The sequence below is a fragment of the Liquorilactobacillus hordei DSM 19519 genome (assembly GCF_019443985.1).
GTDB lineage: Bacteria > Bacillota > Bacilli > Lactobacillales > Lactobacillaceae > Liquorilactobacillus > Liquorilactobacillus hordei.
Genome location: NZ_CP049303.1, coordinates 1853571 through 1876449, shown reverse-complemented (window position 1 = coordinate 1876449; position 22879 = coordinate 1853571). Strand labels below are relative to the sequence as shown.

Below are 22879 nucleotides of genomic sequence, written 5' to 3'. Positions count from 1 at the left end.
TCAATTTTTTTTGATATGATTTACTACGATTGTATTATTACTTTATAACAATTCGGAAAGAGGTATTAGAAATGTCAGGACATTCTAAATGGAATAACATCCAAGGCCGAAAAAATGCCCAAGATGCTAAACGTGGAAAAATTTTTCAAAAGCTATCACGAGAAATCTATATGGCGGCAAAGAGTGGTGGTCCTGACCCAGATTCTAATCCACAATTACGTTTAATGGTTGATAAGGCACGCGCTGCGAATATGCCAAAAGATAATATCAAACGTGCGATTGATAAGTCGACTGGTGCAGATGGTGCAAATTATGAAGAGATTACTTATGAGGGATATGGCCCAGCTGGAATTGCTATCTTGGTCCATACATTGACTGATAATCGTAATAGAACAGCTTCAGCGGTTCGTGCTGATTTCACAAGAAATGGCGGGAATTTAGGTGAATCTGGATCAGTGAGTTTTATGTTTGATCGTCGAGGCTACATTGCCATTGATCGCGAGGATTTAGATGTTGATGAAGATCAGATGTTTGAGGATGTAATCAACGCAGGGGCAGAAGATTTACAGACATCAGAGGATGTTTTTGAGATATATACAGATCCAAAAGATTTTGCAGAAGTTCGAGATGAGCTTCAAAAGAAGTATGAGTTAGATACTGCAGAGCTAACGATGGTACCACAAAATTATGTGCCAGTTCCAGAAGATAAGGTTGAACAATTAGAGCGTTTAATTGATCGACTTGAAGATGAAGATGATGTTTCAGAAGTTTATCATTCAGGTGAATTTCCTGAAGACTAGGTTCTAATCAAATAAAATTTAATATCTCTTGCTAGTTGTTGAGTCTGACTGGTGAGAGATATTTTTTTAGAAATGATATAATTTACTCTAAAAAGAGGTGCAAAATAATGAAGAAAATCACAATTCTTGGAAGTATTAATGTTGATGTTATTTTGAAGATTGCTCGTTTACCTAAACCCGGAGAAACAATGAAAATGAAGTCACTTGCAACGGCAGGTGGTGGAAAGGGTGCAAATCAGGCAATTGCTGCAGTAAGAAGTGGTGCAGCAACAACATTTATTGGCAAAGTAGGTAATGATGGTTATGGAAAGAAAATGTTAACACTGCTGAAAAAAGATAGTATTGATACGACGAATGTAGTGGTAAAAAAAGATGGTCAAACTGGTCAAGCATACATTTTACTGCAAGATTCTGGACAAAACAGTATCATCATAAATGGAGGTACTAACCTTGAGATAACTGCTGCTGATGTGATAAATGCACAAGATAGCATCAAAAATGCGGATTTTATAATTGCCCAATTTGAAGTTAAACTTGAGCGAATAATGGAAGCTTTCAGTATTGCACATAAGAACAAAGTAACAACAATTCTAAACCCAGCACCTGCTCAAAGCGTTGCAGATGATTTGTTGAAAATTACAGATTTGATTATTCCTAATGAGATTGAAGCACAGATGCTAACGGGAATTAAAATTACAGATAAAGATACAGCCGCTGCTGCCGCTAAAATTTTGCGTGAGAAAGGTACTAGAAATGTTATTATTACGCTTGGAAGTAAAGGGGCCTACTATTTAACTGAAGATGATGAAGGCCTTATCCCAGCATTAAAGGTAAAAGCAATTGATACAACTGCCGCTGGTGATACATTTATAGGGGCTTTATGTTCACAGCTAGAAAATAATTTGGCAAATATTAAGGAGGCTATTGAGTACGCTACGAAGGCCTCAGCAATTACAGTCCAAACACTAGGAGCAATTTCTTCAATTCCAACAAGAAAACAAATTAATAATTAGAATATGCTGAGACACATACTAAAAAAATCGCAATTTTTATTGCGATTTTTTTATATTGTAAGAAATTATTTGCGTATTTATGATACGAGGAGGTGAAGCAACTTGAATGAAGTAGTGCAAGAAATGTTTGAAGCTGCAATAAAGAAATATGCGAGTGATATTTCTTTGCATCCAAAAGGTGATATGTATGAAATTAGACTAACGATAATGGGAATAAATCAACTATATCAAGTAATTGACTTTGAAAAAGGACAGCAAATAATTAATAATCTTAAATTTCGATCTAGTATGTCTTTAAGCGAGCACAGAAGACCACAGACTGGCGCAATGACGATTCGTGATGGTGTTTACAGTCGGATGGCAAGTGTCGGTGATTTTTTAGGAAGAGAGGCAGTTGTTATTAGACTGATATATCAAAGAGCGAGCGACTTGAATGAATATTTTTTCGAAGAACAGTTGAATTTGATTTTAAGTAAGGCACAAAATAAAGGACTAATTTTATTTTCTGGACCTGTAGGATCAGGAAAGACATCAACAATGTATCAAATTGCTCGAAAAATGGGTCAACGAGTTATGACCATCGAAGATCCGGTTGAAATTTTTGAACCAAAGTTTCTTCAGTTACAAGTAAATAATATGGCACAGATGGATTATTCATCGTTGATAAAAGCAACACTCAGGCATAGATTTGATGTGCTGATAGTTGGAGAAATTCGTGACGAAGAAACAGCAAGAAATACCGTGAAAGCTGCTTTGGGAGGGCAATTAGTTTTAAGTACTGTTCATGCTTTGAATGCTACAGGAGTTGTGAATAGAATGCTAGCTTTTGGAATTAAAAATGTAGATTTGAGACAAACCCTTAGACTAATTAATTATCAAAGACTGATTCCAACTACGAAAGAAGGAAGAAGCAAGGTGTTATTTGAACAATTAACAAATGAACAGTTAGAAAGTGAAGAAACTACGCATGCCAAAATATCACATGATTGGAGTGAACGACTTGCTGAATGCATGCAAGAAAAAAGTATTACAGAAGATACTTTTGAAAAATTCAAGGAGGGCTAACAAGATTAGTTGGTCGATAAAACAGCAAACATTATTTTTTAAAACGTTGGGTGATTTAATTTATTCTGGTTTTTCACTAAGGCAATCACTTAATGATATAAAGATTTTCTTCCCAAATCAAAGGAACATTTGTAAAAAAATACAAAAAGAAATCGAAATGGGTAATACTTTTTGTTCTGGATTAGAGGGGCTGATTAACCATGACACATATAATCAACTTTTTATAGCAGAAAAATTTGGATTTCTTCCAAGAAGCTTAAAAGAAATTGGATTGTTATGGGAAAAAAGAGAGGAGCAAAGAAGAAAATTAGTAGGTGTTTTATTATATCCAGTGATGTTATTGATAATGTTAGCAGGATTGAGTATTGCAATACATTTTTTATGGCAACCACAAATGAAAGAATTAGGTATAAACACTACAGCAGGTAATAAATATAGTATATGGGGACTGTTTGTAATAGGATTTTTTTTATTAATCATTTCCTATGAGTTATGGGGATATACAAGATTATCAACTTTGAAAAGAAGACAGAAATTATGTAGGTTACCACTAGTTGGAACCTTATTTAAAGAATACTATGCATATTACATTACCTTTAACTTAGCAATTTTATTAAAAGAAGGGATGAATATTAAAGAAATTTATTTGTTTCTAAAAAAATTCGAGAAGAATACTTTTTTATATGAAGTTGGTAATGAGTTAGGTGATAATTTAAAAAAGGGTAATGATATTCATAAATTCATTGCTAAGTACGATTTTTTACCTTCAGAAATTAGTTTATTTTTACAAAAAGGAAAAGTATTGAGTCTTGTTGGGGAAGAATTTTTTTTCTTTTCTGAAATAATTTATAAGAGATTGGTAATTCAAATTAATCGATTAATAGAAATGATACAGCCAATTCTATTTGTCATTATTGCAATATTGATAGTTATTACGTATTTAAAAATGTTAACGCCAATTTATAGTAATTTAGGTGGAGGTTAAATTATGGAAAAAAGAAAGAAAAATATGTCTGGTTTTACTTTAATAGAAATGTCAATTGTGATTTTCATAATAGGAATTTTATTATTACTAATAATGCCAAAATTGGGAGCACAAAAAAGTAATGCACAGAAAATTGGAGGTGAAGCATTTAATGAGGTTGTTCAAACACAAGCTGATTTGTATAAAAGTGATACCGGTGAATCGGCAGTATCATTAGATCAACTATATGCGAAAAATTATCTGAATAAGAAACAATTTGAAAAAGCAAAAAATGAAAAAATTGTAATTGATTCTAATGAATAAACAAAATAGCAAAGGTTTTACATTAATAGAAGTTATGATTGTGTTAAGTATTGCAGCTTTCATGTTGTTAATTTCAATTCATCCTATTCAAAATAAATATAATGAGATAGCAGAGGAAATCTTTTGGAAAAAATTTGATGAATCATGGACAAGGATAGTTACAATTGTTCCTAAGAGTGGGCAAAAGGGCAATGTGTACTTTTATAATGATAAGGTAATTTTCGTGATTAACAATAAGGAAAGGAAGTATCTGAATTATCCCCACGGGTTACATTTGTATAGATATCAACATATCCAAATTTCGACAAGTGGACGAGTGGGAGCAGATACTGTTGTTTTCAATTCTGATGTGACAAAAACAAAGTATATTATTACTTTCCAACTTGCATGGGGGGATTATCGTATTAAAAAAGAGCAGAACTAGTGGTTATTTAATTGCGGAAGTTGTAATTGAAATGGTTTTATTTTGTGGATTAACCAATTTATTTTTTAACGAGCAACGTGTACTTATTAGGCATGAGAAACAGCAGATTGTGGAATTGAATAAGATGGACAAAATGTTGAATATTAGTAAAAAGATGACCATTCAAGGTTATGATAAATTATCTAAAGCTGAGAAACAAAGTATTGATAAGTACAATATTAGGAGGTGAAATAATGAGAAAAACTAACCAAGGTTTTACATTATTTGAATCTCTCTTGGCACTTTTGTTAACGAGTATGTTATTACTGACATTTAGTTTTGTGATGAATACAACTAATAAGATAAATAAAGGAGCAAATGAGCAGGATTTTTTTAAATGGCAACAGGCAATGGATATATTAACATATGAGTCACTTAAACTGAAATTTGTTAGCCAGAGTGGTAACGTTACGAAACTATATAATGAAGGAACAAATAAGGAATATCTTTTGTATTTAAAAAATGGTGTCCTCAAGCTGACAGGTGATGAAAGTGGTTATCAGCCACTTTTGGATAATGTCAGCTTTTTCAATGCATTTTATGATGAAAAAGAATTTACGTTGAAGATCAGAGCTAAATTTCATGAGAAAGAATATTATAAGGAATTGGTACTACCGATTAGAAGAGGAGAATAATTTTTTGAAAAAATCAGGTGGATATGTTATTTTTTCAGCTCTGACATTATTATTAATTATGGGTCTAATTTTTGGTGCCCAAATGTATTATTACTCTGTACGCGCATCTGCTTTGAAGAAAACAATTGATTATAAAATGGCGGAGATACTAGTTAATTTAGCAAAAACTAATAATATAGAAAATGATGAGATTATAGAATTTCATGATGGAACTGTAAAAAAAGATGCAGACAAATTCAGAATAAATTTGAAATCAGGGGAAAAGATAACCATTATGATTAATGAACAAGAAGAGTAAAGATAGTTTGTGGATTGAAATTATATTTTTTTTTCGTTAAACTGGTATAGGTTATTATAAATGGAGTGAGAAAAAATGAATTTAGAAAAAATAGGCAATGCATATAATTTATTCGATAAAGCAACTGATTTGCTAAAGGAAGATTTGGCAACTTCATATATGGATGCTTTAGTTGAAACTGGAGATAATTTACTTGAAGATGGCAAGATAATGATCGAGGATGGAAAACCAACGGAAAAGGTTATTAATAAAATCAAGCCAATCTACAATGATTTTTTGAATATTAATCTCTTACCTGAAGAAATGAGACAAGTTATTCAATTTGCACTAGTTAAAGCTAGTAAAGTCGACAAGATTCAGCCAAATCACCAAATGACACCTGATTCAATTGGGTTACTAGTGGCATATTTACTGGAAAAAATATTAGACCAAAAAGAAGAAACCAAAATTTTAGACATTGCTGTTGGAACTGGCAACCTATTAAGTACGGTAACGAACCATTTGAAAAAAGGTAAATTAAAAGATATTAGATTATTTGGTGTTGATAATGATGATACGATGCTATCAGTTGCTGGAATGAATCTAAAAATGCAATATATTGATGCAGACCTGTATTATCAAGATGCGATTGATAACTTAGTAACACCGAAAGTCGATGTAGTTTTGAGTGACTTGCCAATCGGCTATTATCCGATTGATGAACGTGTAGTTAATTTTGAAACTAGGGCTTTGAAGGGGCATTCTTTTGTGCATCACCTATTAATTGAACAGTCTATGTTGCAGTTACTTCCTGGGGGATGGGGAGTGTTTCTTGTGCCTAAGAATTTGTTCGAATCGCCGGAGGCAAAGAGTTTGCTGGAAGTAATTCAGAAACAGGCACATTTTCAAGGAATACTAAATTTACCAAATGATTTATTTACTTCACAGGAAAGTGCAAAGTCGCTACTATTATTGCAAAAACGTGGGAATAACGCAAAACAGGCAAAACCAGTTCTTTTAGGTGGATTTCCTGCTATCAGTAATAAAGAAGCTTTTGCAAGGTTTTTGCAGCAAGTTGAGAATTGGATAAACGAAAATAAATAAATATATATAATAATAGATCTTTAGAGAGAAAGAGAGTAACATGAAAATATTAGCCGTAAATGCAGGTAGTTCAACTTTGAAATGGAAATTATTTAATATGCCTAGTGCTGAAGTAATTGCTAAAGGACAAATTGAACGGATAGGACTTAATGATGCAAGCGAAACGACTGAATTTGCAGGAAAGAAGTTAGTTGAGAAAATTAAATCTAAAAACCATCAAGAAGCTGTTACTAGGCTTCTTCAATTACTTCAAGAATATAAAATTGTTGAGAAACTTGATGAAATTAAGGGAGTCGGGCATCGTTTCGTTAATGGTGGTACTTTTTTTAGTAAATCTGTGATTGTTAATGATGAAACATTGATTACAATGGAAAAATTGAAAGTGTTGGCACCTTTACACAATCCCGCTAATATTATGGCAATAAAAGCATTTAGAAAAGTATTGCCGGAAGCACTTAGTGTAGCTGTTTTTGATACGGGATTTCACCAGACGATGTCAGAAGAAAATGTTATATACAGTATTCCTTATGAATTTTATGAGAAATATCATGTACAAAAATTTGGTGCACATGGAATCAGTTACCGTTTTGTTTTTAATAGATTGTTAGAACTGACTGGTGGTAAGGAAAGAAAAAACAAAACAAACAGTATTTTAATGCATTTAGGATCAGGAGCTTCAATTTGTGCTGTTAGAAATGGGATGTCAATAGATACCAGTATGGGATTTTCCCCTGTTTCAGGGATCACTATGCAAACTCGCTCAGGAGATGTGGATCCTTCTTTGCTGATATATCTAGAAAATCAATTGGGAGTTAGCTCTACGAGAGTACTTGATATTTTAAATAAAGAATCGGGTATTTTAGGAATTTCCGGTATTTCTCCAGATATGAGAGAAGTTTTTGCACAAAAAGATAACAATCATCGCGCTGATTTGGCAGTCAGAGTATTTGTTAATCGAATTGTTAAATATATTGGTTCCTATGCAGCAGAGTTAGGCAGAATTGACTCACTTGTGTTTACAGGAGGAATTGGTGAAAATATACCTTTTATTCGCAGAATGATTTGCAGCCAGTTGGGGATTTTTAACATTGAGCTCGATGAACAATGTAACGAAAAAGCAGTGTCTGTAGAACAAAAAATAAGTAGTGCAAATTCTGCTGTTGAAGTGTGGACAATTCCGACAAATGAGGAACTCATGATTGCAGAAGATGTTTATGACTTGGGAAAAAATTAATTAGTTTAGCAATATAAGAATAGGAAGCTGAGTTAAAAATCGAATTTTAACTTGGTTTCTTTTTTTGTTTAGCTTTAAATTATTGATCACTCAAAAAATACGGGCTTATAATTTTACGTTGATATTCAAATTTTATTGACTTATGGCACACTAACATAATAAGTTGTAAGATATTTAGTGAGTAAGGGTAATAAAGATATGAAAATAAATATCTGTATACTTTAAGGAGGCTGTCATGACTGAAAAAATTACAATTTTACACACAAATGACTTACATTCACATTTAGAGAATTGGCCTAAAATTAGGAGATACCTGATAAATACAAGAGAAAAGTTACAGAATAAAGATAACTATGTTTTAGTTTTTGATTTAGGAGATGCAATGGATCGAGTACATCCACTGACGGAAGCTACTGATGGAAAGGCCAACATAGAATTGATGAATACAGTTAATTATGATGCTGTTACAATTGGAAATAATGAAGGAATTGGCAATTCGCATGAACAACTAAGTAATTTATATCGAAATGCTAATTTTCCAGTTGTTCTAGATAATATAAAAAATCAGGATAATGGGCTCATTCCGTCCTGGGTGAGAATCAGCAAAATTTTTAAGACTTCACTTGGAACTAAAATTGGAGTAGTGGCTTGTACTGCACCTTTTCCTGCAACTTATGAAATGAACAGATGGTATGCAGAAAAAGTTGAAAATGTACTGCCAAAATTATTAGCAGATTTAAAAGATAAAGTTGATATAATTATTATGCTTTCGCATCTGGGAATTGATGTTGATCGTGGCTTGGCAAAAAATTTTAAAGAAATTAATGTTATTTTGGGAAGTCATACTCATCATCTTCTGGTCAACGGTGAAGTTGTGGAAAATACATTAATATGTGCGGCTGGTAAATGGGGGCAATATGTTGGTAGAGTCGATATAGAATGTCAGGATAATGAATTACTTAAAAGTAGTGCAAGTGTCGTTGATGTTGCAAAGTTACCAGAATTCAATGGCGATTCACGAGAAATTAATAATTACCAGCAAAAAGGTGAAAAAATGCTGGATAAGAAAAAAGTTGCTTTACTGCCTAAAGATTATTTGGGAATTCAAAAGGAATGGTCTCCACTTATGCAGGCAAGTTTGAAAGCTATCGAGGGAGACACTGGGACAAAAATCGCAATTTTAAACGGAGGTCTTTTTTTAGGTGACTTACATAAAGGAATTATCTCAAAAAATGACTTACATCGTATTTTACCTCATCCAATGCGTGTAATTAATGTTAGATTGAATGGTTATAATTTATGGCGCTTAATCAGGGAAATGGAAAAGAATCGCAATCATTTACGAAATACGAATGTAAAAGGAAATGGTTTCAGAGGTAAAGTATTTGGTGAAATAATATATGATGGGATAAAATACGATTCACTTTCTAAAAATGTTTTGATTCATGAAAGGATGATTGACCCAGGGGCAGATTATGAAATTGCAACAGTGGATAATTTTGTTTACTGTCCGTTCTTTCCAACACTAGAAATTGCAGGGCATATTGATTATTTAGGTGATCGCTTTTTGAGAGATATTGTTGGGGATTACTTTGGTGAAAAATTTCCTGTATAATAATCTTAGAATTGAGGAGCGTGAAGTATGAATAGTGAAAAGAAGGAACGGCGTGAGGCGCAACTAGCAAAAAAAGCTGAAACAATTAAGGCCTATGCCAGTGATGTTCAAATGGAAAGTGAAACACAATTATTAATTGATGGACATCCTTATGTAATTGAAAAAAATTTTCGAAATGGATTTGATGTTGAGAAACTTAAGGAACGCTTTAGTCAAATACTTACGAAATATGATTATGTAGTAGGTGACTGGGGCTATGACCAGTTAAGACTTCATGGTTTTTATGCGGCAGATAGCAAGAAAGGTTTTCCATCGCAAAGTATAGACCATATGCAAGACTACCTTTTAGAGTATTGTAATTTTGGTTGTGCATATTTTGTATTGCATAATTTAGATGTCACTAAACCTGTTAAAAAGTCCAAAAAACATCAGAATCGAAATAATAATAAAAAGAAAAATATTGATTCTGATACGAAGACAGTGCGCAGAAAACCAAGAGAGACAGAACGAAAAAAGAAACCGTATACTTCTGAGAAAAAATTTGAGATACGTGAACGAAATAACAGAAAAGAAAATGTTGCTGTGTCAACAATTAAACGAAATAATACAAGAAAGCGGCACTTTGTTATCAGACAAAAAAATGAACAAAAAGATTCAAAGGCATAAGAGGAGTGCAGAAAATGAAAAAGTATAAGGGATATCTTATTGATTTAGATGGAACGATATATCGTGGTAAAGAACCAATACCAGCGGCCAAAAGATTTGTTGAAAAGTTACAACAAAAAGGTATTCCCTTTTTGTTCGTTACAAATAATAGTACTCAAGATCCTGAAAAAGTTGTTAGGAATTTGAAGCTGAATTTTGATATAAATGTAAATATAGATAATGTCTATACTTCTGGCTTAGCAACGGCTGACTATGTTGCTGACTTAGATGAAAACAAAAGAAGTGCGTATGTGATTGGTGAAAGTGGCTTAAGAAAAGCACTCTTTGATAAAGGGTTTAGATTTGAAGAGGAGCAGCCTGATTATACAATTGTTGGTTTGGATTATGATGTTACTTACCATAAATTTGAGTTGGCGACACTTACAATTCAAAAGGGATCAAAATTCATTGGAACAAATGCAGATACTAATTTGCCTAATGAAAGAGGACTTGTTCCGGGAGCCGGCTCTGTTATTTCTCTTGTAGAATGTGCAACACAGAAAAAAGCCACATATATTGGTAAACCAGAGCCCATTATTATGAAAAAGGCGTTACAAAAAATAGGGTTATCGAACGATGAGGTCATTATGGTTGGAGACAATTATATGACGGATATTTTGGCAGGAATTAGAAGTAATATTGATACCTTACTCGTCTATACTGGGGTGTCAACACATGAACTTGTTAGACAAAAAGAAATTAAGCCAACTTTTGAAGTTGAATCACTTGATGAATGGAATTTCTAAATGATAAAGGGCAGAGGAATAAAATTTATTGAGAACAGTATTCTTTTTTTATTTATCTTGTCTCTGAGTATTGCTATTACAATTAATTTCACCCCACTTTATCATTTTTTTGTTCTTAAGGATAACCTAGGTAGCTTGGTTGATTTGAGCAATCAAGCATTAATGAGGGAGTATTATCACTTGCTTTCTTTTTTAAATTATCCTTGGGTTGGCAGTTTAAATTTTTCTTTACCATCGTCTACTAATGGAATTCATCATTTTTCTGATGTGAAGCATTTGTTTCTTGTTAACTATAGTGTGTTGATATTAACCGTTGTACCGGCATACTTGATCATTAAAAAGATGAAAAAAGAAAAGAGATTATGGGAATTAATTATTCCAGCAAAATTGATGATGTTAGGTCTTTTTGTGCTGGTTATGATAATGGTACTTAATTTTGATAAGTTCTTTATTTTATTTCATGAGGTCTTATTTAGAAATAGTGATTGGCTTTTTGATCCTAACTTGGATCCGATAATTAACACCTTACCTGACACTTTTTTTATGTCATGTTTTGTCCTCTTTTTTTGTTTAATAGAATTTTTTTTATGGATTGGGATTATCTGTGGGAAAAGAAGTTTGCGTTGAAATGAAAAAAGTTATAATAGAAAAAGTTCTTGACAAAGAAGATTGGCAAGATTAGAATTCACTGTAACGAATTAATCTTTTTTTAATTATTATATCTTTTGAAGAGAAGAGTAGCTGTACTGAATGGAATACAGAGAACTTATGCTAGCTGAGAGTAAGTGAATCAATCAGGATAGTGAAGATGGACTTGGATATAGAAGTATTCGGTGGAAGCTGCGTACTCGGTAGGAACCGTTATTTTTCCGGATATTGTTTTATAAGTATCGTTGAGACACTGTTTTAGTGTGAAAAAAGGGTGGTACCGCAAATGTTTTTGGGGCTGTGCCATAAGTCCTTCAAAAAAGAAGAGATTAGCGAAAATTGTTCTTTGATTTTCACTAATCTCTTCTTTTGGTTTATAAAACAGTTATAATTGGTGCCTTTCGCCACCAATTTTCTAATATTCATTGCCATCAAGGCAATTCCAGCTTCCCTTTTTACCTTCTCAAGACCTCTAACCGAAAATTTTTTAAAACCCAAACAAGCCTTCAATCCACCAAAAACTGATTCAACATCTATTTTACGTTGTCCGTAAATTGAACCAGTTTGGTGATTTGAAAGCAACTTGCGTTCCTTAGCTTTGAAATACTCCCATGCGCTATTAATACTTATTTTACGAGGATTTCCGTTTTTAGTGAATGCTCGGTGATCAACCTGAAAATCGTTATCGTATTTGTTTGCCTGATACTCTTTAAATTCACGTACAAATCCGTACTTATCTTTGCGCTTACGGTAAGCATAAAAACTAAATCTAACTCCCTGCAGATCAATAAAATAATCGTCTTTAGGATGATACGCCCAATTCATGACCTTACGGTCATCACTTTTCCATTTGCGACTATTTTCTTTTGACATTGTCCCATATGGAATTAACGCTGTATGTTCAGGTAATTCATCTTCGAGATATCGATAATTTGATTCTGAACCGTATCCTGCATCAGCCACAATATACTTACCTAAAGTTCCAGCTGCTTTTTGTTGCTGTAAAAAAGGAATTAATGTTTTGGTATCTCCTGGATTTTGAAAAATGCCGAAGGCAGTTACAAATTGTTTACTTGTGGCGATTTGTAGATTATAAGCCGGTTTTAGCTGTCCGTTGAGCATTGGATCTTCCTTAACACGCATGAAAGTTGCATCATGATCTGTTTTTGAATAACTATTTCTTTTACCATAAATTCTGGTTTGTATTTTATGAGCTAATAATTTAGTTTGCCGTAACTTAAGTTTTCGTTTTAAAGATTTTAGTTTTCGACGCCTTGACTTGTCTGGGTTTGGAGAGATATGTTCTTTTTCAATCTTTTTATTCAAATCTTTCAAGTCATTTTCTAACCGCAAGGTAATTTCATCAAGCATTTCTAAAGTAAGATCTGTCTCTGCTGGGAGCTGACACTTAAACTTAGCGTCATTTAATTCTTCCAGAAGGGTTATAATCGCAGAGCGATTAAGCTTGTCAAAACGAATCGTATTCTTACGCCAAACAAAACTATATTTATTGGCATCAGCTAAAATTTTAGTCCCGTCAATAAAAGTAACTTCATCAATAAAATTGTTTTGTTTCAGATATTTGGTTAGTTTTAGAATACATTGATTAATCAAGCTCTCAACTTCATCTGAAATTCTAAAACGACAAATTGTTCGGTAGGCTGGAACCTGTTCTTGTGTCAGCCAACGAGCTGCCAAATTCTCCTCTGCCAAGGTATTAATACGGCGACTACTAAAGATACCTTTTGTGTACGCAAACAAAATTAATTTTAAAAGTACACGCAGATCATACTTACGCGGTCGTCCAAAGATGTAAGGATCATTAATTTTAAGGTCTTCAACTATTTGATTAATCATCCGTGCAGGATGATTTTCTTTTGGCTCCCAGTCAGTTTTAATACTAAGTACAGTCTGATTTATGTTATAATTATTGTACATTTTGATTATCCTTTCTATGAAGGGATTGTTTTTAAAGGCACTGGCTGCAACCGGTGCTTTTTTATTTTTAATTATACCAAAAGAGCTTCACCAGAAAAATCATTACTTTCTCTGGTGAAGCTCTTTCACTTAGGGACTTATGGCACAGCCCCTTTTTTGCGTACTAATATAACTGAGATTAGGTGGGGGTCATAGAAAATAAACTAAAGATAAGCAGAAACATTTTTTTCTGATAATTTAATATAAAAATAGCAAAAGATGAGTAATTCCTTTGAAAATTTACAGAGAGACTATATTGGTGAGAATAGTCATTGAAGCAAAGAAATGAAGATGGTCTTTTATATCTAATTCCATTGTGAGCTTTTTTACAGTAAGCAATGGACAGGAATGCCTGTTATAGCATTATAGATACAAATAAGATAACTTTTACTTGTGTTTTGATAAGGATATTCAAAGAAATTTGATTATTAAATAACGAGTGGTACCGTGAAAAATCGCCTCGTAGTCGAAAATGACTATGGGCGATTTTTTTTACAGAATCAAAAAGCAGAGATTCATTTTAATAAAAATTGATTGGGAAAGTGTGGAGATATTTAATGTCAGAGTTTGATACAAAGTTAGTTCATGGAAAAGCACAAAATGATAATAATACTGGAGCAGTAAATGTACCTATTTATAATTCTTCAACTTATATTTTTCCAAAAGTTGATGCTAAAGTTCGTTGGGATTATGCACGTTCTGGGAATCCAACACGAAATAGTTTGGAAGACCAAGTTGCAGAATTGGAAGAGGGGTACCAAGGATTTGCATTTTCATCAGGGTTAGCAGCAATTCATTCAGTGTTCTCAATTTTTTCACCAGGAGATCATATTATAATTGGAGATACTGTTTATGGTGGAACTTTTAGATTGATAAATCAAATATTCAAAAAATGGCACTTAGATTTTACGGCAGTCAATACACAGGATGTGACAGCTGTAAAAAATGCGCTTAAAGAAAATACGAAGGCTATTTATTTTGAAACATTTTCTAATCCTTTGCTGAGAGTGACAAGTGTTAAGAAAATTTCTAAGATTGCAAAGGAAAATAAATTATTAACGATTGTCGATAACACATTTTTAACTCCATATCTGCAAAAACCGCTAAAACTAGGAGCAGACATAGTTATTCACTCTGCTACGAAATATCTAGGTGGACATTCTGATGTGATTGCTGGGGTTGTAGTTGCTAAAAATAAAGAATTAGCAGAACAAATTTATTTCAATCAAAATGGAATTGGTGCGGTTTTATCTCCAGAATCGTCTAACCTAATTAGAAGAGGAATTCAGACTTTAGCGGTTAGAATGGACAGGCATCTTAGTAATACTGAAAAAATTGTGGAATTTTTACAAAGTCGTCAAGAAATCAAACGAATATATTTTCCTGGTTTGCAAGAAACAAAGGATTATGAAATTGCCAGTAAAGAAGTTGAAGGTTTTGGAGGACTTGTTTCTTTTGAACTGCAGGACGGTTTAGATGCAATCAAATTTGTTGAAAGCCTGACGCTGATTCAACTTGCAGTTAGCTTAGGAGCTGTCGAAAGCTTGATTGAATTACCGTATAAAATGACTCATGCAGAACTTTCGAGAAAAGAGCAAGAAGAAATTGGAATAACACCTCAGTTAGTTAGATTAGCGGTTGGAATAGAATCACCCAATGACTTAATTGCAGATATTCAACAGGGACTTGATTTATTACATTATCAAAGTTGAAGTGAGATTTTATGTGTGAGGAAGGGAATCATTTATGGAGAACAGTAAACAAATAATTCTTAATAAAAAGTATTGGAAAGGATGGTCGCTCAACTGGAACGTGCTTAGTATTTTGGCTATTGTTGTTGCTTTGGTCGAAAACTTGTTAGTTACTTCGAGTGAAACTGTAGACAATGGGACTTATCAGCTATTTTTATTGATTTTTATAGGGTATCTTTTTTGTGTTTATTTAGTAGGTTATTTTCTTAGTCCAAGAGTGAAAATTTATAGTGGACATTTTGCACAATTAAATTTTTCTTTAGGAATTTTACTATGTGTTCAAGATTTATTGACTGAAAAATTGGGGATTTTGACTCTACCATACTTTGTCAGTTTTGCACAAATTTTAGAACAAATGAGATATGATGCAATTCTGTTATTTGAATCTACGATATCATCACTGATTTTATGGATTATTAGTTTTGTAATAGGAACATTAATTGGAGTCGTTTTAGGAATATTACTAGGGAGGTATCGTCAATTTAATTATTGGTCATTCCCTTATTTGAAGGTAATTGGAATAATTCCTGCAGCAGCTTGGATGCCATTGACCATGGTAATATTTCCAAATAGCTTTTTAGCAGAAATCTTTTTAATTGTTTTATCAGTTTGGTTTCCCGTAGCGTTTATGACTATTGGAGGCGTGCAAAATATTTCACCAACATATTTTGAAGCGGCGTATACTCTTGGATTCAATGAACATAAAATTATTCAGAAAATTGTAATTCCGGGTGCACTGCCTAATATCTTTATTGGTATTTTTACATCTTTGGGGCTGTCTTTTACGATGTTAGTAATTTCAGAAATGATTGGGGCAAAGGTCGGATTAGGCTGGTACATTAACTGGGCGAAGAGTACCGGAAATTACAGTCAATTGTATGCCGCAATCGTAATTATGGCACTACTTTTTTCAATTATTTTTGCACTAATTAACAAAATTCAAGAGAAAGCACTTCGGTGGCGACGAGTGGCAAGTTAGGAGGGGAAAATTTGGCTTTTCTAGAAGTAAAAAATGTTAGTCGAGAGGTTTTTAGTAATAGTGGTAAATATTTAAAAATTATTGATGATATTGATTTTTCTGTTGCAGATGGAGAGTTCTTGTCTTTAATTGGACCTTCAGGTTGTGGTAAGACAACCTTGTTACGCGTTATTTCTGGACTTGATAATCCTGAAAAAGGTGAGGTAACACTTAAGGGAGAAAAAGTTGGCAAACCATCAGTTTCAAGGGGATATGTTTTTCAGCATGGAAGTCTTTATCCATGGGAAACAATTAGGCAAAATATCAGTTCGGGTTTACAAGCTGTGCAAGGCAAGAACTTTGATCAGAAGTTGGTAGATCATTTCATAGAAATTATGGGATTACAAGGGTTTGAAGATGCATATCCAAATCAGGTATCAGGTGGGATGGCACAAAGGGCTGCACTGGCAAGATCGTTAGTTTTAAATCCGCAACTGCTACTTTTGGATGAACCAATGGGTGCACTGGATGCATTTACGCGTATTGATGTTCAAGATATTATTTACAAAATCTGGCAAGAAAAGAAAACAACAATGATTTTAGTTACACATGATATTGATGAAGCTATTTATTTGAGTCAAAGGATTTTGGTGATGACTCCAAATCCAGGGCGCGTCAAAGAAATCGTCAACAATGATTTACCATTTCCACGAAAACGGGACAGTTCTGAATTTTTGAATATAAGGAAAAAACTGCAACAGATACTGAATTTTAAATAAGGCGAGGAGTTAATGGGATGAGCAATCAAAAAGAATTTAAGGGGAATGTAGCAAAGTTTGTAACGATATTTCTAATAACAGTTGGTATTTTTTTTACTTTCAATAATCATTCAATTTATGCTAGTTCTAGTTATAAATATGGTTCAATAACTGTCCCAGCAAAGAATGGAACGATTTGTGGGGCTCCAAATTATATTGCATATGAGAAAGGCTTTTTCAAAAAAATGGACTTAAAGCTAATTTAGTTGCTAAACCAACAAATATTGGGGATCTTGAAGCAGGGTTTTCAAGCGGTAAATATGATGCTCTAAATGGTGATTTTCAGTATTTACCGGCTATTCAAAATGGAGCACAAATTCTTGCTGCTGGTGGTTTACACCAAGGATGCATCGAAGTCTTAGTTCCTAAAAATTCGAGTATACATAGTGTTAAGGACTTAAAAGGCAAAACAATTGGTACGCCTGGTCAGGGGTCTACTGGTCAATATGTTGCAACAATTGCACTGCAGCATGCTGGTATTGATGTTAAAAGCGGAGTGGTTTGGAAAACTTATGATTATGATTTATTAACTAAAGCAGCAGAAAAAGGTGAAGTGGATGCAATTGCAACTGTTGATCCCTTTGCATATCAAGCACAAAAACAAAATCATTTCAGAGTAATTGTTAATAATAATAATAGTTCTAATAGCACTAAAATGGCAAAAATGGGTATGAAAAAAAGTGGTTCTTGCTGCTACTTGTATTTACCACAAAAATTAGTTAAGGAAAATCCCGCAAAAGCCGCAGCAATTGTAAAGTCATACAAAGAAGCTGCAGCATGGATTGATAAACATCCTTCAGAAACTGCCAGCATTCTGCTAAATAAAAAATATGTAGCAGAAACAAAATTTTTTAATCACAAAAATGTTGCAAACTTGATTAAGAGTTATCATTTTTCATTGAAGGGCAAAGAAGGCAAAGAAGATTTGAAATATTATGCAGAACAATTGAAAAAGGCTAGATTTTTAAAGAGCAATACCAATGTAAAAAAACTGATTAAGAGTGCATACTACAAAAATTAAGTTATTATCAGAGCTTATTTAGCGTAGAACTTTGAAACAGATCGGAAGAATTTACAAGCAATTAATGATTGATTTTAACAATTGGAGATGATTTTAACGAGTAAGAAGTTTGATACAAAAAAGATTCATAGTGGGTATAAACCAAAGGACTTTGGATATTCTGCAACCGTTCCAATTTTTCAAAGTGTTGCTTTTGACTTGGGAAACACCGAGCGTGCAGACAAAATAGTTCAAAGTGAATTACCAGGTGCCTTTATGTATTCAAGAGTATCCAATCCAACAGTTGATATCTTTGAAAAAAGAATTAATGATCTTGATGGAGGTGTAGGTGCGGTTGCAGTTGCTTCCGGCATGGCGGCCATTACCTATGCAGTTTTAAATGTTGCTGAAGGAGGAGGAAGAATTATTGCTCCATTAGATATCTACGGAGCTTCCCTGGATGAATTTAGAACACTTTTACCAAAGTATAATATTAATTTTGATTTTGTTGAAAATATTAATGATTTCGATAAAATTCAAGAACTTATAAGTTTTGATACAAAAGCTATTTATGTTGAAAGTGTTTCTAATCCGATTACAAACATTGCAGATATATCACGGTTAGCTGAATTAGCCCACAAAAATAAAATTCCATTGATTGTCGATAATACCTTTCCTACTCCGTATCTATTTAATCCAATTAAGTTTGGAGCCGATATAGTTGTTTATTCTTCAACTAAAGGTATTAGCGGACATGGTAATGTTGTGTCTGGAATAGTTGTAGATGGCGGTAATTTTGAATGGACTAAGGAAAAATTCCCTCAATTTTTCGAACCAGAATTAGTTTTGGAAAAAGAAGGAAGAAAAGACAGCAGCTTTGTAGGAGTGTTTGGTAAGAGGGCTTTTAATGAACGTCTACGAACAAAATATTTAAGACTGATGGGAGCAGTATTAAATCCATTTACTGCTTATCTTGGATTATTAGGACTTGAGACACTTTCGGAAAGAGTTAGCAAGGAAGTCTTGACTGCTTTGAAGATTGCGCAATATTTAGAGAGCAATGAACATGTTGAGAAAATTTTTCATAGTGGTCTCTTAAATACCTCGCAAAGTAAATTAGTTGAGAAATATTACCCTAATGGAATAGGGACGGTGTTCTCGTTTAAATTAGGAGGAACGGTGGAAAATACTAGGAAATTATTAAATAGTGTTAAGCTGTTCACTTACTTACCTAATGTTGGCGATAATCGTTCGCTTATCGTTAATCCAAGTGGAACAACGCATCGTGAGGTACCGGAAAATGAAAGAAAAAAGCAAAATATTTCAGATAATCTCATTAGACTTTCCATAGGCTTAGAAAATGCGGATGATTTAATTCAAGATTTAGAACAAGCAATTGAACAAGCTTTTAAGGAGTGAGAGTAAAATGACTAAAGAAAAGATTGTAATTGATTTGAAAGACATAACTGAATTGCGTCATTATTTTCATCAATATCCTGAATTGTCTAACAATGAAGTCAATACTACAAAAAAAATCAAAGAAATTTTGACTGGTTGGGGAGTTTCGATTTTGCCAACTAGCTTAAATACAGGCCTTTTGGCAGAAATTAAAGGTAAGCAACCGGGGGCGGTAATTGCTTTAAGGGCAGATATTGATGCTTTGCCAGTGCAAGAAAAAACAAATTTAACTTTTAAGTCACTTAATTCAGGTGTGATGCACGCTTGTGGACATGATTTGCATTTAACTAGTTTATTAGGAGCAATAAAGTATTTCAAAGATAATCAGGAGCAAATCAAGGGAACAATTCAATTTTTGTTTCAACCAGCTGAAGAAGCTGGAGGTGGAGCAGAACAAGTTATTGAAAAAAAAGTGCTTAAAGATGTAAAGGCCATTTTAGGTTTTCATAATAATCCTAATTTACCAGTTGGGACCATTGCCTTGCAGTCTGGTCCGATGATGGCAGGTTGCTATAAATTTGAGGTTACAATAAAGGGTCAAGGGTCACACGGAGCAAAACCAGAAAAGGGGCGTGATCCGATAATTGCTTCAACTGAAATAGTCGGTGCTTTACAGACGATTGTAAGTAGAAATGTTAATCCGCAAGATGCAGTAGTTGTAAGCGTCACTAACATTAACGCAGGTAGTGTTTGGAATGTTATCCCCAGTGAAGCTTATTTTCAAGGAACTGTGCGACTTTTTGATGAAAAAAATGCCGAATTGGTGAAGCAAAGACTTTTTGAATTAATAGAAGGAATTGCTAAAGCATATGGACAGTCAGTTGAAATAGATTGGAGTGAACGGGCACTTCCAATAAATAACGATTCAGATTTGACACAAATTGTAATTAATAGTCTGTCAAATACAGTTCACAAGCCCCTTTTATCGATGGCAGGAGAAGATTTTGCCACTTATCAAAAGAAGATTCCTGGAGTCTTTGCTTTTATTGGTTCTAATGGTTCACCAGATGCAGCAGATTGGCATGAACCAAATTTTGTTGGACTTGATGAGGCTTTGAAGACGGGAGTCAATTATTTTATTGAAGGTGCACAAGGATTGTTAGAATATCTGAGTGAGAAGGTGAATTGAGGTTGGAAAATGAACTTCTTTCATTACTGGATAAGAATTTACTGGAAGTTGAACCATCGCTAATTAGAAAATTTGATGATGAGATTAGTAAGATACCCGGTATAGTAAAACTTACGTTGGGCGAACCATATTTCAATACTCCTGATCATATAAAAATGGCAGGAATAAAAGCAATCATTGATAATCAGACACATTATGCTCCAAATCGTGGAATAGCTGAACTTAGGGAAGCAATAAGTGAATATTTGCAGTGCCATTATGCAGTGTCATATAATCCAGAGAATCAAATCATAGTCACTAATGGTGCTACAGAAGCGATTAGTACAGCTATGAACTCTTTTTTGGGGCAAGGGGATGTGGTTTTGTGCCCTTCACCAGCTTTTGGATTGTATAGGAATTTAGCAAAGATAAATGGAGCTAAGTATATAGAAATTGACACAGAAAATGATAACTATAAATTAACTCCAGAAAAGTTAAAAAGCTACTTAAATAAATATCAAGCATCAGTTAAGATACTGGTTTTAAACTACCCTAATAATCCAACAGGGGTGAGTTATTCTGAAATTGAAATAAAAGAACTTGCAGATGTCTTGAAAAAATACTCGATTTTTGTTTTGAGTGACGAAATTTATAGTGAACTTGTTTACCAGAAAAAACATGTATCAATTGCATATTATTTACCAGAGCAAACATTGCTAGTCAATGGAGTATCTAAGTCCTATGCCATGACTGGCTGGCGTGTAGGTTATCTATGCGGGCCCAGGAAAATAATTACAAATCTAATAAAGCTTCATCAGGCTAACGTTGCAACGATTGGAACTATAAACATGATTGCTGCCACGGAAGGATTAATTAATGGTGAAAACGATATAAAAAAAATGCGTGCGGAATATGAAAAAAAGCAAGAATTTGTTTGTGAATGTCTCAAGAAAATCGGCTATTCTTTTATACCGGCTGACGGAGCATTTTATGTTTATGTCAAATTACCACATGATTTTCAGGGATCTAGCATTGATTACGCAAGAGTACTTGCAAAAAAAGCGCATGTTGCAGTTATTCCTGGAGCAGCATTTGCGAAGGAAGATCAAAAATATTTTCGTATTAGTTACGCTACTTCGGATGATAACCTGACGAGTGCGATGAAACGATTAGAAAAATTTATGAAAGATGGGTAAAAATAAGTTGACAAAAATAATTGCTTATCATGTTCGACAAGATGAAGAACCATTTATTTTACAATGGAGCAAGAAAAATGAAGTTGAGGTTAAAAGTGTTCCATTCGAACTCCACCCTGACACTGTAGAGTATGCAAAGGGATATGATGGAATTATTTTTAAACAACGTAGTAAATTAGACACAGATGCCTCGATTTATCAAACTTTAAAAAATTATGGAATCCGACAGTTATCTTGTCGTTCTGCGGGGATAGATACAATTGATCTTCATGCCGCTGCATTAAATGGCATCAAGGTGACTAATGTTCCTTCGTATTCTCCGCATGCAGTTGCAGAATTGGTTTTGATGCAAGCTATGCAATTGATTAGACATTATCCAGAATTTAAGGAACGTTTAGACAATAATGATTATGTTGTTGACGGATTGCGATCACGCGAACTTTCAGAATATGTTATAGGTATTATTGGGGTTGGCAGAATTGGGAGTACGGTTGCAAAAATATTCCATAGTTTAGGTGCAACAGTTCTGGGGAATGACCCTGTAAAAAATTTAGAGTTAGAACAAGCTGGAATTTTGACGTATGTTGAAAAAAACGAAATTTATCGAAAAGCGGATATTGTAACTTCGCATGTTTATTTGAGTAGGCAAAATATTCATTTGATCGATCAAGATGCTTTCTCCAAAATGAAATCAACTGCTTTTTTGATAAATGATTCTCGTGGGTCGGTTGTGAACACCGCTGATTTAATAACTGCTTTAGAGAAGAAACAGATTGCAGGGGCAGCTTTAGATGTTGTTGAAGAAGAAACCAAGATTTTTAATTTTAAATTTGATACTCAAACTCCAGTAGCTAACTACAATCGACTTAAGGAATTGACAAATGTGATTCTGACGCCACATATTGCCTTTTATACAGATATTGCAGTTGAACGAATGGTAAAACAGGCTCTAGATGATGCATTAACCATTATTCAAGGAAAGCACAGTTCACACGAAATAAGTTTCAAGGGAGAATAAGG

At 33.6% G+C, this 22879-nt stretch carries 22 protein-coding genes and 2 pseudogenes; 23 read left to right on the top strand and 1 reads right to left on the bottom strand.

What is annotated here, in order from left to right; genetic code table 11:
• The first annotated feature begins 71 nt into the window (after window positions 1-71).
• The 15 genes from G6O70_RS10425 to G6O70_RS10355 all read left to right on the top strand — a co-directional run bounded on the left by G6O70_RS10425 (window position 72) and on the right by G6O70_RS10355 (window position 11572).
• Window positions 72-800 (top strand): YebC/PmpR family DNA-binding transcriptional regulator, encoded by a 729-nt coding sequence (locus G6O70_RS10425; protein ID WP_057870088.1) that lies wholly within the window; start codon window positions 72-74, stop codon window positions 798-800.
• A gap of 107 nt (window positions 801-907) precedes the next feature.
• Window positions 908-1813, top strand: a complete 906-nt coding sequence (rbsK, locus tag G6O70_RS10420; RefSeq protein WP_057870089.1) for a ribokinase — start codon at window positions 908-910, stop codon at window positions 1811-1813.
• A gap of 102 nt (window positions 1814-1915) precedes the next feature.
• Window positions 1916-2878: a competence type IV pilus ATPase ComGA gene (gene comGA, locus G6O70_RS10415; protein ID WP_057870090.1), complete on the top strand. Its 963-nt coding sequence runs from the start codon at window positions 1916-1918 to the stop codon at window positions 2876-2878.
• Entirely contained in the window at window positions 2814-3863 is a 1050-nt protein-coding gene (locus G6O70_RS10410; protein WP_373566424.1) for a type II secretion system F family protein, read from the top strand. Before comGA ends, G6O70_RS10410 begins: the two co-directional genes overlap by 65 nt.
• 3 nt (window positions 3864-3866) lie before the next feature.
• Window positions 3867-4166, top strand: coding sequence for a competence type IV pilus major pilin ComGC (comGC, locus tag G6O70_RS10405; protein WP_083481940.1), 300 nt, complete (start codon window positions 3867-3869; stop codon window positions 4164-4166).
• Window positions 4159-4590 (top strand): prepilin-type N-terminal cleavage/methylation domain-containing protein, encoded by a 432-nt coding sequence (locus tag G6O70_RS10400; RefSeq protein ID WP_057870101.1) that lies wholly within the window; start codon window positions 4159-4161, stop codon window positions 4588-4590. The genes comGC and G6O70_RS10400 overlap by 8 nt, the downstream gene beginning before the upstream one ends.
• A 31-nt stretch (window positions 4591-4621) precedes the next feature.
• Window positions 4622-4819 carry a hypothetical protein gene (locus G6O70_RS10395; protein WP_057870092.1) on the top strand — a complete coding sequence of 66 codons (198 nt, stop codon included), beginning with the start codon at window positions 4622-4624 and terminating at the stop codon, window positions 4817-4819.
• Window positions 4820-4823: 4 nt separating this feature from the next.
• Entirely contained in the window at window positions 4824-5264 is a 441-nt protein-coding gene (locus tag G6O70_RS10390) for a ComGF family competence protein (protein WP_223390164.1), read from the top strand.
• A 4-nt stretch (window positions 5265-5268) separates the two neighbouring features.
• Window positions 5269-5562, top strand: coding sequence for a hypothetical protein (locus tag G6O70_RS10385; RefSeq protein ID WP_057870093.1), 294 nt, complete (start codon window positions 5269-5271; stop codon window positions 5560-5562).
• A 75-nt stretch (window positions 5563-5637) separates the two neighbouring features.
• Complete coding sequence (locus G6O70_RS10380; RefSeq protein WP_057870094.1) at window positions 5638-6645, top strand: class I SAM-dependent methyltransferase; 1008 nt, start codon at window positions 5638-5640, stop codon at window positions 6643-6645.
• A 40-nt stretch (window positions 6646-6685) separates the two neighbouring features.
• On the top strand, window positions 6686-7879 hold the full coding sequence (locus tag G6O70_RS10375) for an acetate/propionate family kinase (RefSeq protein WP_057870095.1): 1194 nt from the start codon (window positions 6686-6688) through the stop codon (window positions 7877-7879).
• Between the two features lie 235 nt (window positions 7880-8114).
• Window positions 8115-9494, top strand: coding sequence for a bifunctional metallophosphatase/5'-nucleotidase (locus tag G6O70_RS10370; RefSeq protein ID WP_057870096.1), 1380 nt, complete (start codon window positions 8115-8117; stop codon window positions 9492-9494).
• Between the two features lie 27 nt (window positions 9495-9521).
• A complete protein-coding gene (locus G6O70_RS10365; RefSeq protein ID WP_057870097.1) occupies window positions 9522-10160 on the top strand; it encodes a YutD family protein in 639 nt (212 codons plus the stop codon).
• Window positions 10161-10174: 14 nt separating this feature from the next.
• The gene (locus G6O70_RS10360) at window positions 10175-10945 is read left to right on the top strand and encodes a TIGR01457 family HAD-type hydrolase (RefSeq protein ID WP_057870098.1); all 771 of its coding nucleotides are present in this window, start codon (window positions 10175-10177) and stop codon (window positions 10943-10945) included.
• Complete coding sequence (locus G6O70_RS10355; protein ID WP_057870099.1) at window positions 10946-11572, top strand: TIGR01906 family membrane protein; 627 nt, start codon at window positions 10946-10948, stop codon at window positions 11570-11572.
• A 381-nt stretch (window positions 11573-11953) separates the two neighbouring features.
• On the opposite strand, the pseudogene G6O70_RS10350 reads toward G6O70_RS10355, so the two are convergent.
• A pseudogene (locus G6O70_RS10350) lies at window positions 11954-13531 on the bottom strand (IS1182 family transposase); the annotation flags it as partial.
• 596 nt (window positions 13532-14127) lie between these two features.
• Here G6O70_RS10350 and G6O70_RS10345 point away from each other — a divergent pair.
• The 8 genes and pseudogenes from G6O70_RS10345 to G6O70_RS10310 all read left to right on the top strand — a co-directional run bounded on the left by G6O70_RS10345 (window position 14128) and on the right by G6O70_RS10310 (window position 22877).
• Window positions 14128-15282, top strand: a complete 1155-nt coding sequence (locus G6O70_RS10345) for a trans-sulfuration enzyme family protein (RefSeq protein ID WP_057870175.1) — start codon at window positions 14128-14130, stop codon at window positions 15280-15282.
• Between the two features lie 34 nt (window positions 15283-15316).
• A complete protein-coding gene (locus G6O70_RS10340; protein WP_057870176.1) occupies window positions 15317-16300 on the top strand; it encodes an ABC transporter permease in 984 nt (327 codons plus the stop codon).
• A gap of 11 nt (window positions 16301-16311) precedes the next feature.
• Window positions 16312-17058, top strand: coding sequence for an ABC transporter ATP-binding protein (locus G6O70_RS10335; RefSeq protein WP_187327482.1), 747 nt, complete (start codon window positions 16312-16314; stop codon window positions 17056-17058).
• Window positions 17059-17075: 17 nt separating this feature from the next.
• Window positions 17076-18118 (top strand): annotated as a pseudogene (locus tag G6O70_RS10330) (ABC transporter substrate-binding protein).
• A gap of 87 nt (window positions 18119-18205) precedes the next feature.
• A complete protein-coding gene (locus G6O70_RS10325) occupies window positions 18206-19516 on the top strand; it encodes an O-acetylhomoserine aminocarboxypropyltransferase/cysteine synthase family protein (RefSeq protein ID WP_057870185.1) in 1311 nt (436 codons plus the stop codon).
• Window positions 19517-19523: 7 nt separating this feature from the next.
• Entirely contained in the window at window positions 19524-20684 is a 1161-nt protein-coding gene (locus G6O70_RS10320) for an amidohydrolase (RefSeq protein ID WP_057870178.1), read from the top strand.
• Between the two features lie 2 nt (window positions 20685-20686).
• Entirely contained in the window at window positions 20687-21859 is a 1173-nt protein-coding gene (locus G6O70_RS10315; RefSeq protein WP_057870179.1) for an aminotransferase class I/II-fold pyridoxal phosphate-dependent enzyme, read from the top strand.
• A gap of 7 nt (window positions 21860-21866) precedes the next feature.
• A complete protein-coding gene (locus G6O70_RS10310; protein WP_057870186.1) occupies window positions 21867-22877 on the top strand; it encodes an NAD(P)-dependent oxidoreductase in 1011 nt (336 codons plus the stop codon).
• Window positions 22878-22879: the final 2 nt, after the last annotated feature.

What these genes read in the sequence shown, in the direction of transcription:
- G6O70_RS10425 (WP_057870088.1), top strand. Translation starts at nt 72, where the DNA reads ATGTCAGGACATTCTAAATGGAATAACATCCAAGGCCGAAAAAATGCC.
- G6O70_RS10390 (WP_223390164.1), top strand. Translation starts at nt 4,824, where the DNA reads ATGAGAAAAACTAACCAAGGTTTTACATTATTTGAATCTCTCTTGGCA.
- G6O70_RS10345 (WP_057870175.1), top strand. Translation starts at nt 14,128, where the DNA reads ATGTCAGAGTTTGATACAAAGTTAGTTCATGGAAAAGCACAAAATGAT.
- G6O70_RS10360 (WP_057870098.1), top strand. Translation starts at nt 10,175, where the DNA reads ATGAAAAAGTATAAGGGATATCTTATTGATTTAGATGGAACGATATAT.
- G6O70_RS10375 (WP_057870095.1), top strand. Translation starts at nt 6,686, where the DNA reads ATGAAAATATTAGCCGTAAATGCAGGTAGTTCAACTTTGAAATGGAAA.
- G6O70_RS10355 (WP_057870099.1), top strand. Translation starts at nt 10,946, where the DNA reads ATGATAAAGGGCAGAGGAATAAAATTTATTGAGAACAGTATTCTTTTT.
- G6O70_RS10320 (WP_057870178.1), top strand. Translation starts at nt 19,524, where the DNA reads ATGACTAAAGAAAAGATTGTAATTGATTTGAAAGACATAACTGAATTG.
- G6O70_RS10395 (WP_057870092.1), top strand. Translation starts at nt 4,622, where the DNA reads ATGGTTTTATTTTGTGGATTAACCAATTTATTTTTTAACGAGCAACGT.
- G6O70_RS10380 (WP_057870094.1), top strand. Translation starts at nt 5,638, where the DNA reads ATGAATTTAGAAAAAATAGGCAATGCATATAATTTATTCGATAAAGCA.
- G6O70_RS10325 (WP_057870185.1), top strand. Translation starts at nt 18,206, where the DNA reads ATGATTTTAACGAGTAAGAAGTTTGATACAAAAAAGATTCATAGTGGG.
- comGC (WP_083481940.1), top strand. Translation starts at nt 3,867, where the DNA reads ATGGAAAAAAGAAAGAAAAATATGTCTGGTTTTACTTTAATAGAAATG.
- rbsK (WP_057870089.1), top strand. Translation starts at nt 908, where the DNA reads ATGAAGAAAATCACAATTCTTGGAAGTATTAATGTTGATGTTATTTTG.
- G6O70_RS10365 (WP_057870097.1), top strand. Translation starts at nt 9,522, where the DNA reads ATGAATAGTGAAAAGAAGGAACGGCGTGAGGCGCAACTAGCAAAAAAA.
- G6O70_RS10400 (WP_057870101.1), top strand. Translation starts at nt 4,159, where the DNA reads ATGAATAAACAAAATAGCAAAGGTTTTACATTAATAGAAGTTATGATT.
- G6O70_RS10340 (WP_057870176.1), top strand. Translation starts at nt 15,317, where the DNA reads ATGGAGAACAGTAAACAAATAATTCTTAATAAAAAGTATTGGAAAGGA.
- G6O70_RS10370 (WP_057870096.1), top strand. Translation starts at nt 8,115, where the DNA reads ATGACTGAAAAAATTACAATTTTACACACAAATGACTTACATTCACAT.